The organism is Allobosea sp. ASV33 (assembly GCF_016428755.1).
Classification (GTDB): Bacteria; Pseudomonadota; Alphaproteobacteria; order Rhizobiales; family Beijerinckiaceae; genus Allobosea.
The window spans coordinates 1-10,714 of sequence record NZ_JAELTI010000134.1 but is presented as its reverse complement, the minus strand read 5'-3'; the positions used below and the strand labels follow the sequence as shown (position 1 = coordinate 10,714).

9 protein-coding genes and 1 riboswitch are annotated in these 10,714 nt (G+C 66.4%); of the genes, 7 read left to right on the top strand and 2 right to left on the bottom strand.

Going from position 1 to position 10,714, the window contains the following annotated elements; genetic code table 11:
• Positions 1-215 precede the first annotated feature (215 nt).
• Positions 216-1,841, bottom strand: a complete 1,626-nt coding sequence (gene ctaD / locus JHD80_RS25085) for a cytochrome c oxidase subunit I (protein WP_199092952.1) — start codon at positions 1,839-1,841, stop codon at positions 216-218.
• Positions 1,842-1,862: 21 nt separating this feature from the next.
• Complete coding sequence (gene coxB, locus JHD80_RS25080) at positions 1,863-2,741, bottom strand: cytochrome c oxidase subunit II (protein WP_199092949.1); 879 nt, start codon at positions 2,739-2,741, stop codon at positions 1,863-1,865.
• A gap of 359 nt (positions 2,742-3,100) precedes the next feature.
• Between coxB and JHD80_RS25075 the strand changes: the two genes are divergently transcribed.
• The 7 genes from JHD80_RS25075 (at position 3,101) to JHD80_RS25045 (ending at position 10,554) form a co-directional block, all read left to right on the top strand.
• Positions 3,101-3,607 carry an invasion associated locus B family protein gene (locus JHD80_RS25075; RefSeq protein WP_199092956.1) on the top strand — a complete coding sequence of 169 codons (507 nt, stop codon included), beginning with the start codon at positions 3,101-3,103 and terminating at the stop codon, positions 3,605-3,607.
• The gene (locus tag JHD80_RS25070; protein ID WP_199092946.1) at positions 3,604-4,203 is read left to right on the top strand and encodes a hypothetical protein; all 600 of its coding nucleotides are present in this window, start codon (positions 3,604-3,606) and stop codon (positions 4,201-4,203) included. Before JHD80_RS25075 ends, JHD80_RS25070 begins: the two co-directional genes overlap by 4 nt.
• 74 nt (positions 4,204-4,277) lie before the next feature.
• A riboswitch (glycine riboswitch) is annotated at positions 4,278-4,368 on the top strand.
• 162 nt (positions 4,369-4,530) lie between these two features.
• Positions 4,531-5,685 carry a glycine cleavage system aminomethyltransferase GcvT gene (gcvT, locus tag JHD80_RS25065; RefSeq protein ID WP_199092944.1) on the top strand — a complete coding sequence of 385 codons (1,155 nt, stop codon included), beginning with the start codon at positions 4,531-4,533 and terminating at the stop codon, positions 5,683-5,685.
• 35 nt (positions 5,686-5,720) lie between these two features.
• Positions 5,721-6,095 carry a glycine cleavage system protein GcvH gene (gene gcvH / locus JHD80_RS25060; protein ID WP_199092941.1) on the top strand — a complete coding sequence of 125 codons (375 nt, stop codon included), beginning with the start codon at positions 5,721-5,723 and terminating at the stop codon, positions 6,093-6,095.
• Between the two features lie 160 nt (positions 6,096-6,255).
• Entirely contained in the window at positions 6,256-7,596 is a 1,341-nt protein-coding gene (gcvPA, locus tag JHD80_RS25055) for an aminomethyl-transferring glycine dehydrogenase subunit GcvPA (protein ID WP_199092938.1), read from the top strand.
• A complete protein-coding gene (gene gcvPB, locus JHD80_RS25050) occupies positions 7,596-9,167 on the top strand; it encodes an aminomethyl-transferring glycine dehydrogenase subunit GcvPB (RefSeq protein ID WP_199092935.1) in 1,572 nt (523 codons plus the stop codon). The genes gcvPA and gcvPB overlap by 1 nt, the downstream gene beginning before the upstream one ends.
• A gap of 124 nt (positions 9,168-9,291) precedes the next feature.
• Positions 9,292-10,554 (top strand): L,D-transpeptidase family protein, encoded by a 1,263-nt coding sequence (locus tag JHD80_RS25045; RefSeq protein ID WP_199092932.1) that lies wholly within the window; start codon positions 9,292-9,294, stop codon positions 10,552-10,554.
• Positions 10,555-10,714 lie beyond the last annotated feature (160 nt).

The window sequence follows — 10,714 nt, the reverse complement described above, 5'->3', positions numbered from 1 at the left end:
CCCCCCCCCCCCCCCCCCCCCCCCCCCCCCCCCCCCCCCCCCCCCCCCCCCCCCCCCCCCCCCCCCCCCCCCCCCCCCCCCCCCCCCCCCCCCCCCCCCCCCCCCCCCCCCCCCCACCCCCTTTTTTAAGGTTAATCGTCGGCAGCGTCAGATGTGTATAAGAGACAGAATCGGCGAGATCATCGCGCGTCCATCGACGCGCGATGATCGAAGTCTCAGTGGTCCGAGCCGGTGATGCGCGGCAGCGTCTCGAACTGGTGGAACGGCGGCGGCGAGGACAGGGTCCACTCCAGCGTCGTCGCGCCTTCGCCCCACGGATTGTCGCCGGCGAGTTCCTTCCTCGTGAAGGCGACGATGACGCCGTAGAAGAAGATCAGCAGGCCGAAGGCGAAGATGTAGGAGCCGATCGACGACCAGAAGTGCCAGTGCGCGAAGGCATCGGGATAGTCGACATAGTGACGCGGCATGCCGGCGAGGCCCAGAAAGTGCTGCGGGAAGAACAGCAGGTTCGCGCCGACGAAGGCGACCCAGAAATGCAGGCGGCCGATCCAGTCCGGGATCACGTAGCCGCTCATCTTCGGGAACCAGTAGTAGAAGCCCGCGAAGATGCCGAACACGGCGCCGAGCGACAGCACGTAGTGGAAATGGGCCACGACGTAATAGGTCGCGTGCAGCGAGCGGTCGACGCCGGCATTGGCCAGCACGACGCCGGTGACGCCGCCGACGGTGAACAGGAAGATGAAGCCCATCGCCCAGACCATCGGCGCGGTGAAGCGAATCGAGCCGCCCCACATCGTCGCGATCCAGGAGAAGATCTTGATGCCCGTCGGCACGGCGATGACCATCGTCGCGAACACGAAATAGCGCTGCGTGTTGAGGGACAGGCCGGCGGTGTACATGTGGTGCGCCCACACGATGAAGCCGACGACGCCGATCGCCACCATGGCGTAGGCCATGCCGAGATAGCCGAAGATCGGCTTCTTCGAGAAGGTCGAGATGATGTGGCTGACGATGCCGAAGGCCGGCAGGATCATGATGTACACTTCGGGGTGGCCGAAGAACCAGAACAGGTGCTGGTACAGGATCGGATCGCCACCGCCGGCCGGGTCATAGAAGGTCGTGCCGAAATTGCGGTCCGTCAGCAGCATGGTGATCGCGCCGGCAAGCACCGGCAGCGCCAGCAGCAGCAGGAAGGCGGTGACAAGCACGCCCCAGGCGAACAGCGGCATGCGGTGCATGGTCATGCCCGGCGCGCGCATGTTCAGGATCGTGGTGATGAAGTTGATCGCGCCCAGGATCGAGGCGGCACCGGCAAGGTGCAGCGACAGGATGCCGAAATCGACGGACGGACCGGGGTGCCCGGCAGTGGAGAACGGCGGATAGACCGTCCAGCCCGTGCCGACGCCGTGTGCGCCCGGGGCGCCCTCGACGAACATCGAGATGATCATCAGGATGAAGGCGGCGACCGTCAGCCAGAACGAGATGTTGTTCATGCGCGGGAAGGCCATGTCCGGCGCGCCGATCATCAACGGCACGAACCAGTTGCCGAAGCCGCCGATGACCGCAGGCATGACCATGAAGAAGATCATGATCAGGCCGTGGCCGGTGACGAAGACGTTGTAGCTCTGGCCGTTCGCGAAGATCTGCAGGCCGGGCTGCTGCAGCTCGATGCGCATCATGATCGAGAGGAAGCCGCCGACGAGGCCCGCGATGATCGAGAAGATCAGGTAGAGCGTGCCGATGTCCTTGTGGTTGGTCGACAGAAGCCAGCGACGCCACCCGGTCGGATGGTCGTGATGGGCCTCGTCATGGCCGTGAGCGTGCGGTGCCGCGGTTGCCATCGGTCTAGTCTCCTCGGCGACTTACTTGGACGCGGCAGCGAACTTGCTGCCGGCGTCTTCTGCATTGGCGAATTTCTGCTTCGCTTCCGCGAGCCAGGCGGCATAGCGCTCCTGGCTGACGACGCGGAAGGCGATCGGCATGAAGGCGTGATTCTGGCCGCAGATGAACGAGCACTGGCCGTAATAGATGCCCTCGCGCTCGGCCTTGAACCAGGTCTCGTTCAGGCGGCCGGGGATGGCGTCGATCTTGATGCCGAAGGACGGCACCGTGAACTTGTGGATGACGTCGGCGCCGGTGACCTGGACGCGGACGATCTTGCCGACCGGCACGACCGCCTCGTTGTCCACGGCGAGCAGGCGGGGAGCCTCGGCGGCGGCGATCTTCTTGCTGGCGATCGCCTCGGCGCGGGCCTTCTCGTCCAGCATCAGCGAATCGAAGCCGAAATTGCCGCCGTCCTGCGCGTATTCATAGGACCAGTACCACTGCTTGCCGGTGACCTTCAGGGTCATGTCGGCCTGCGGCACCTCGAGCTGCAGCTTGAGCAGGCGGAAGGAGGGGATCGCGATGACGACGAGGATGAGGACCGGGATCACGGTCCAGGCCACCTCGAGCAGCGCGTTGTGCGTGGTCTTGGAGGGGACCGGGTTCGCCTTCTCGTTGAAGCGGAAGACGACGTAGATCAGCAGCGCCAGCACGAAGAGCGTGACGATGGCGATGATGACGTTCAGCCAGTCATGGAACCAGTGGATATATTCGGCGACCGGGGTGACCGCGCCCTGCAGGTTCATCTGCCAGTCGGTCGGCATGCCGGTGCCGGCGATCGCCGGGACGGTCGCCAGCGCGGCGACGGCAAGGGCCGTGGAGGCCGCTGTTGCAAAGGTCCTGCTCAGAAATCGCATCGATCCCACATGCTCCTCAATCGACTTGCATGGAAGCCGACCTATGAGGGTCCGTGCTGGCTCCACGCATGAAGGGGCGACCGTGAAGTCGCCTCATTCTTCGAGATTGCGATAAATCAAAGATCACGCTTGCGCCAGTGGGACAATGAAGACCGCCCCCATCAACCGTGCGGCATAATCGCACGAGGCCTTGACGAAGCGCGCGGCCGGCCCTTCCGCCTTGACAGGACCCACCCTGCATGGTCCCAACGCGTTTTATGTTGAGGAGCGGTGGGATTCTCTGGCGCGGTCGGCGTTTTGCCTGAATTCTGCGTTCCTGCTGCGGTTCAAGGTCCGGTTTCGAAGGGATGGCAGGGATGATGAGGATCATCGGAGCGCTGGGCGCGCTGGCGCTGGCGCTCATGGGGACGAGCCTCGCCGCCGGCTCCGCTTTCGCGCAGGGCGCGGTGCGCTCCACACATGGCGACTGGCAGATGCGCTGCGAGGTACCGCCCGGCGCCAAGGCCGAGCAATGCGCGCTCGTCCAGAACGTCGCGGCCGAGGATCGGCCGAATCTGACGCTTCTCGTCATCGTGCTGAAGACGGCGGATCAGAAGAGCCGGCTGCTGCGCGTCGTCGCCCCGCTCGGCGTGCTGCTGCCTTCGGGCCTCGGCCTCAAGATCGACGACAAGGATATCGGCCGCGCCGGCTTCGTGCGCTGCCTGACCACCGGCTGCGTGGCCGAGGTCGTCATGGACGATACCCTGCTCGGCCAGCTCAAGGGCGGCAAGAGCGCGACTTTCATCGTATTCCAGACGCCGGAAGAGGGGGTGGGCGTGCCCGTTTCCCTCAGCGGCTTCGGCCCGGGCGTGGAGGCGCTGCCGTGATCGATCAAACCCTTCGCAAGGCTCGCTGGTTTGCGCTGCCGCTGCTCTGCCTCGGCCTCGCCGGCTGCGGCGGCTCGTCATCCGCCGGCAATTCGGCGCTCAACGTCCTGATGTTCCAGTCGACGACGCCGCCGCCGGCGGACCAGTTGCCAAAGGACGACGATCAGAATCAGCCGCTGGTCTGCCCGGAGGTCATCATCTCCGATGGCGGCGCGGCGATCCGCGCCCAGGCCGGGCAGGATTCGAGCGGCCTGCGCTATCAGATCTCGATCACCAATGTCGCGCGCGAGTGCACCCAGACCGGCAAGGACACTTTCCGCCTCAAGGTCGGCGTCGAGGGACGCGTGCTCCTCGGCATGGCCGGCAGCCCCGGCAATTACGGTGCGACGCTGACCACGACCGTCATGCGCGGGACGACCGTCCTCGCCAAGCGCAGCTCGCGTGTCGGCGCCACGATCGCGGTGGGGCAGGGCGGTGCCGATTTCACCCATGTCGAGGAAGGCATCATGGTGCCGGCCGGCCAGGGCGACGTCGACATCTTCGTCAGCCTCGGTGGTGGCGGGCCTGCCGCGCCGGCGCGCAAGCGCCGCCGGTAAATCCGGTTTGCCGTGAAAAGACGCAGGCGCGCCGATTGACTCGCTCGGCGCGTCTTGTATCTGTGCCCAAGCCGCATATCCCCGCGGGAGAGACCGGGCCTGGAGCCCGGCGCCGAAGGCGCAACCGCCCCGGAAACGCTCAGGCAAAAGGGCCGCTGGGGATTTGGCGCTCTGGAAAGCGGCGGGCAGCGATGCCCGCCCACCGACGGGTGTAACTCGTCCGATCTTGTGGGTCGGGTGGGGAAATCTCTCAGGTGCCGAGACAGAGGGGGCGCGTTCCGGACACTATCGTCCGGGGCTTGCGCTTGACTCTGGGAGGGGCACGCCATGGCTGCCGAGGCCAATACCGACACCGCCGGCGCGGCTGCGCCGCTGAAGACCCCGCTCCATGCGCGCCATGTCGCGCTCGGCGCCCGCATGGTGCCCTTCGCCGGCTACGACATGCCGGTGCAGTACCCGGCAGGTATCCTGACCGAGCATAACTGGACCCGCGAGAAGGCCGGGCTCTTCGACGTCTCGCATATGGGCCAGTGCTTCCTGATCGGCCCCGATCACGAGACCACGGCCAAGGCGCTGGAAGCGCTGATTCCCGCGGACATCGTCAATCTCGCCCCCGGCAAGCAGCGCTATTCGCAGCTCCTCAACGAGGAGGGCGGCATCCTCGACGACCTGATGATCACCCGCTCGATCGATCCCGACGAGGACGGCGCGCTCTATCTCGTCGTCAACGCCGCCTGCAAGGATGCCGACTACGCCCATATCGAGGCGCGGCTGCCGGCCAATGTGAAGCTGGTCAAGGCCGAGCATCGCGGCCTGATCGCGCTGCAGGGCCCGGGCGCCGAGGCCGCGCTCGCGAAAATCGCTCCCGAAGCCGCCGAGATGGGCTTCATGACCTCGCGCACCATGAAGGTCGCCGGCATCAAGGCCAATGTCAGCCGCTCCGGCTATACCGGCGAGGACGGCTACGAGATATCCGCCGCCGCCAACAGGATCGGCGAGATCTGGGATACGCTGCTGCTCGACGGCACCGTCAAGCCGATCGGGTTGGGCGCCCGCGATTCGCTGCGGCTCGAAGCCGGCCTGTGCCTCTACGGCCATGACATCGACACCACGACCTCGCCGATCGAGGCTGCGCTCAACTGGTCGATCCAGAAGCGCCGTCGCGAGGAGGGCGGTTTTCCGGGCGCGGCGCGCGTCCAGCGCGAACTCGCCGAGGGCGTCTCGCGCATCCGCGTCGGCCTGAAGCCGGAAGGCCGGGCGCCGGCCCGCGAGGGCACCGAGATCGCGACGCCCGATGGCGAGGTGATCGGCGTCGTGACATCCGGCGGCTTCGGCCCGACGCTGAACGGCCCCTGCGCCATGGGCTATGTCGCCAAGGCCCATTCGGCGCCGGGCACCCAGCTCAACCTGATCGTGCGCGGCAAGCCGCTGCCGGCCGTCGTGGCGACGATGCCCTTCGTGCCGAACGGCTACAAGCGCTGAGCCCTTTTCCGGACAACTGACGCCAGGAGGAAACCATGGCCGAGACCCGTTACAGCAAGGACCACGAATATATCCGCATCGAGGGTGACGTCGGCACCGTCGGCATCTCCGACTACGCGCAAGGCCAGCTCGGCGACGTCGTCTTCGTCGAGCTTCCGACCGTGGGCAAGGCGCTATCCAAGGGCGGCGAAGCTGCCGTCGTCGAGAGCGTGAAGGCCGCGTCCGAGGTTTATGCTCCGGTCTCCGGCGAGGTCGTCGAGGTCAATGGCGAGCTCGAGGCTGCGCCCGGCACCGTCAACGAGGACCCGGCCGGCAAGGGCTGGTTCCTCAAGATCAGGATCAAGGACGCCGGTGAGCTCGACGCCCTGATGAACGAGGCCGAGTACCAGGATTACGTGAAGTCGCTCTGATCGGCCGTCATCCCGCACGCGCTGCGGCACGAAGTGCTGCGGCGCAGATGCGGGACCGTCTTCCGAAAGAGGCGCCTTCCCGTCATGCGATCCCGTGTCTGCGCAGCGGCATTCCATGCCGCGGCGCGCACGGGATGACACTCCGAAACGGAATCACCCCATGCGCTATCTCCCGCTCACCGATACTGACCGCGAGGACATGCTCGCGCGGATCGGCGTCTCCGATGTCGACGCGCTGTTCAGCGACGTGCCGGCCGGCAAGCTGCTCAAGGCCCCGGTCGATCTGCCCCGCGCCAAGGGCGAGCTCGAGGTCGAGCGCATCCTGGGCAAGATGGCCGGCAAGAATACCGCCGCCTCGGCCGTGCCCTTCTTCGTCGGCGCCGGTGCCTACAAGCACCATGTCCCGGCGACGGTGGATCACCTGATCCAGCGCTCTGAATTCCTGACCAGCTACACGCCCTATCAGCCCGAGATCGCGCAGGGCACGCTGCAATATCTCTTCGAGTTCCAGACCCAGGTCGCGGCGCTGACCGGCATGGAGGTCGCCAACGCCTCAATGTATGACGGCTCGACCGGTACGGGCGAGGCCGTGCTGATGGCGCATCGCGTCACCAAGCGCCGCAAGGCGGTGCTCTCGGGCGGCCTGCATCCGCATTACACCGCGGTCGTCGAGACCCTCTCCGAGATGGCCAATGACGAGGTCGTGGTCCTGAAGCCCGACGTCTCGGCCAGCGAGGACATCCTCTCCCAGATCGACGACAGCACCTCCTGCGTCGTCGTCCAGTCGCCGGACGTGTTCGGCAACCTGCGCGACCTCAAGCCGATCGCCGAGAAGGCCCATGCCCATGGTGCCCTGCTGATCGCGGTCTTCACCGAGGTCGTCTCGCTCGGCGCCGTCGTGCCTCCGGGCGCGCAGGATGCCGATATCGTCGTCGGCGAGGGTCAGTCGATCGGCAACGCGCTGAATTTCGGCGGCCCCTATGTCGGCCTCTTCGCCGCCAAGGCGAAATATATCCGCCAGATGCCGGGCCGGCTCTGCGGCGAGACGGTCGATTCGACCGGCCAGCGCGGCTTCGTGCTGACGCTCTCGACCCGCGAGCAGCATATCCGCCGGGACAAGGCGACCTCGAACATCTGCACCAATTCCGGCCTCTGCGTGCTGGCCTTCACCATCCACATGACGCTGCTGGGCCAGGCCGGCCTCGCCCGTCTTGCCGAGGTGAACCACGCCAATGCCGTGAAGCTCGCCGACGCGCTTGCCGGCGTCGAAGGCGTGACCGTGCTGAACGACAGCTTCTTCAACGAGTTCACCGTGAAGCTGAAGAAGCCGGCCGCCGAGGTCGTGGAGGTTCTTGCCGCCAGGGGCATCCTGGCCGGCGTTCCCGTCTCCCGCCTCCTGCCCAAGGCCGGGCTGGACGACCTGCTGATCATCGCCTCGACCGAGGTGAATACCGATGAAGACCGGGCGGCCCTCGTGGCGGCGCTCGTGGAGGTGCTGTGATGTTGAACCGTCAGGGACGTCCCACCCAGGCCGGCGAGGCCTCGCATGAAGAGCACCTCACCTTCACCGGCAACAAGGCGCTGCAGCAGATCGAGCCGCTGATCTTCGAGATCGGCCATCACGAGGCGACCGGCGTCGACATCGACAAGCCGGTGCCGTTCAAGTCGCGCCTCGGCAAGCATGCCCGCCAAGGCGAGATCGGCCTGCCCGGCCTCTCCGAGCCCGAGACGATGCGCCACTATGTGCGCCTCAGCCAGAAGAACTATGGCATCGATACCGGGCTCTTCCCGCTCGGCTCCTGCACGATGAAGCACAATGCCCGCCTGAACGAGAAGATGGCGCGGCTTCCGGGCTTCTCCGATGTGCACCCGCTGCAGCCGACTTCGACCGTGCCCGGCGCGCTCGACCTGATGCTGGAGCTTTCCCGCTACCTGATGACCCTGACCGGCATGCCGGCCGTGGCGCTGAGCCCCAAGGCCGGCGCCCATGGCGAGGCCTGCGGCATGATGGCGATCAAGGCCGCCATCGCCGCCAAAGGCGAGGGCGCGACCCGCAATGTCGTGCTCGTGCCCGAATCGGCCCACGGCACCAACCCGGCGACGGCGGCCCTGATCGGCTTCTCGGTGCGCTCGGTTCCGGCCCGTCCGGACGGCACCGTCGCGGTCGAGGACGTCAAGGCCCTGCTCGGGCCCGAGGTCGCCGCGATCATGCTGACCAACCCGAACACCTGCGGCATCTTCGAGCCGCAGATCGTCGAGATCGCCGCGGCGATGCATGAAGCCGGCGCCTATTTCTACTGCGACGGCGCCAATTTCAACGCGATCGTCGGCAAGGCTAGGCCTGGCGATCTCGGCGTGGATGCCATGCATATCAACTTGCACAAGACCTTCTCGACGCCCCATGGCGGCGGCGGTCCCGGTGCCGGTCCGGTCGTGCTCTCGGAGCGTCTGGCGCCCTTCGCGCCGGTGCCCTTCATCCATGTCGAGAACGGCAAGCCGCATCTGATCGAGTCGCGCGATGAAGCCCCAGCGGGCAACCAGCCCTTCGGCCGCATGACCGCCTTCCACGGCCAGATGGGCATGTATGTTCGCGCTTTGGCTTACATGCTCAGCCACGGCTCGGACGGCATGCGCCAGGCTTCCGAGGATGCGGTGCTGAACGCGAACTACATCCGCGCGGGCTTGAGTGACCTGATGTCGCTGCCCTTCCCGGACCATCCGTCGATGCACGAGGTGCTGTTCGACGACGAGTGGCTGAAGGGCTCGGGCGTCTCGACGCTCGATTTCGCCAAGGCGATGATCGACGAAGGCTACCACCCGATGACGGTGTATTTCCCGCTCGTCGTCCATGGCGCCATGCTGATCGAGCCGACCGAGTCGGAATCGAAGGCGGCGCTCGACCTCTTCATCGCGACGCTGCGCGACCTCGCCATCGCGGCCAAGGGCAACGACAAGGAGCGCTTCACCAGCGCCCCGCATCACGCCCCGATCCGCCGTCTCGACGAGACCCGCGCCGCCCGCTCGCCGGTCCTGAAATGGGAAAAGCCGGCCCCTGCCAAGGCGGCGGAGTAACGCCTCCCAGCCATGCTGACGGTATTCGTCAGCATGGTGAAGGACGCCAGCCGGTTCTTAAGCATTCCTTGACTATGTCGCGGAATGATCCCCCGGTGCCGCCCTGTGCGGCCCGGGGGTTTTCATGTCTGCGCGTCCCTCCATCCTTGCTCTTGCGGCTGCTGCTCTGCTGGCCTCGACGGCGCTCGTTCGTGCGAACGAGCCGAGCTACGGCCCGAACACCTATGACCGCACGCTCGAGGCCCTGATCGCCCATGAGGACGTCGCCAATCGCGGCGGCTGGCCCAAGGTGCCGGCGACCGCGGCCGCGCTGAAGCCGGATGCGCAGGGGCCCGATGTCGTCGCGCTGAAGCAGCGCCTGCTCGCCAGCGGCGATCTCGCGCCGGAAGCGGTGGCCGGCGACACTTACGATGCCAACGTGACCGAGGCCGTAAAGCGCTTCCAGCGCCGTCATGGCCTGTCGGATCTCGGCACGGTCGGCCGCCTGACCCTCAAGGCAATGAACACGCCGGTCGAATCGCGCCTGAACCAGCTCACCGCGACGCTGGAGCGTCTCAAGGGCAACGGCTTCAACTTCGCCAGCCGCTATGTCGTGGTGAACATTCCCGGCGCCAGCGTCGAGGCGGTCGAGAACGGCACCGTCGCCCAGCGCCATCTCGCTATCGTCGGCCGGCCGGACCGGCCCTCGCCGGTGATCCAGGCCAATATCTCCTCGGTCAACCTGAACCCGTATTGGACGGTGCCGATGTCGATCGTGAAGGCCGACATCATCCCGCATATGCGCAAGGATCCGAGCTTCATCGCCAAGTCGAACATGAAGCTGCTCGGCGCCGAGAACAAGGAAATCGATCCGGCCAGCGTCAACTGGGCAACCTTGAAGAGCCCCTATTTTTACGTGCGCCAGGAGCCTGGCCCGACCAATTCGCTGGGTCAGCTCAAGATCGACATGCCCAACAGCGACGCCGTCTACATGCACGACACGCCGAAGAAGACGCTGTTCAAGAACGATGTCCGCTTCAATTCGTCCGGCTGCGCCCGCATCGAGGGCGTGCGCGACCTCGCCGCTTGGCTGCTGGATGGCACCGAATGGACCACGGCCGCAATCGATGCGGAGATCGCAAAGGGCGAGCGCAAGAACATTCCGCTCAAGAAGTCCGTGCCGGTCGCCTGGGTTTACCTGACCGCCTGGCAGGGCGCGGACGGGCAGGTCCAGTTCCGCGACGACATCTACGGGCTCGACACCCCGCAAGGCATCGTCACCTCGACGATCCAGGCGCGCAAGCCGAAGCCGAAAGCCGCCGCGGCCGTTCCGCCGGCAAAGCCCGCTACGGCGCCGAAGACGGCGGCAGGCAATCCGCCGGCGGCGCCGACGACCGCCAGTAACTGACGGAATTCGAGCTCCGGGCTTGTCATTCCGGGGCGTGCCGCAGGCGCGAACCCGGAACCCACGACCGGGTGAGACATGCCACGGCGCGTTGAAGGCGGCTCGCCCGGTCGTGGGTCTTCCTGTCTCTTATACACATCTGACGCTGCCGACGATTAACCTT

What these genes read in the sequence shown, in the direction of transcription:
- ctaD (WP_199092952.1), bottom strand. Translation starts at nt 1,841, where the DNA reads ATGGCAACCGCGGCACCGCACGCTCACGGCCATGACGAGGCCCATCAC.
- JHD80_RS25075 (WP_199092956.1), top strand. Translation starts at nt 3,101, where the DNA reads ATGAGGATCATCGGAGCGCTGGGCGCGCTGGCGCTGGCGCTCATGGGG.
- coxB (WP_199092949.1), bottom strand. Translation starts at nt 2,741, where the DNA reads ATGCGATTTCTGAGCAGGACCTTTGCAACAGCGGCCTCCACGGCCCTT.
- gcvT (WP_199092944.1), top strand. Translation starts at nt 4,531, where the DNA reads ATGGCTGCCGAGGCCAATACCGACACCGCCGGCGCGGCTGCGCCGCTG.
- gcvPB (WP_199092935.1), top strand. Translation starts at nt 7,596, where the DNA reads ATGTTGAACCGTCAGGGACGTCCCACCCAGGCCGGCGAGGCCTCGCAT.
- gcvH (WP_199092941.1), top strand. Translation starts at nt 5,721, where the DNA reads ATGGCCGAGACCCGTTACAGCAAGGACCACGAATATATCCGCATCGAG.
- JHD80_RS25045 (WP_199092932.1), top strand. Translation starts at nt 9,292, where the DNA reads ATGTCTGCGCGTCCCTCCATCCTTGCTCTTGCGGCTGCTGCTCTGCTG.
- gcvPA (WP_199092938.1), top strand. Translation starts at nt 6,256, where the DNA reads ATGCGCTATCTCCCGCTCACCGATACTGACCGCGAGGACATGCTCGCG.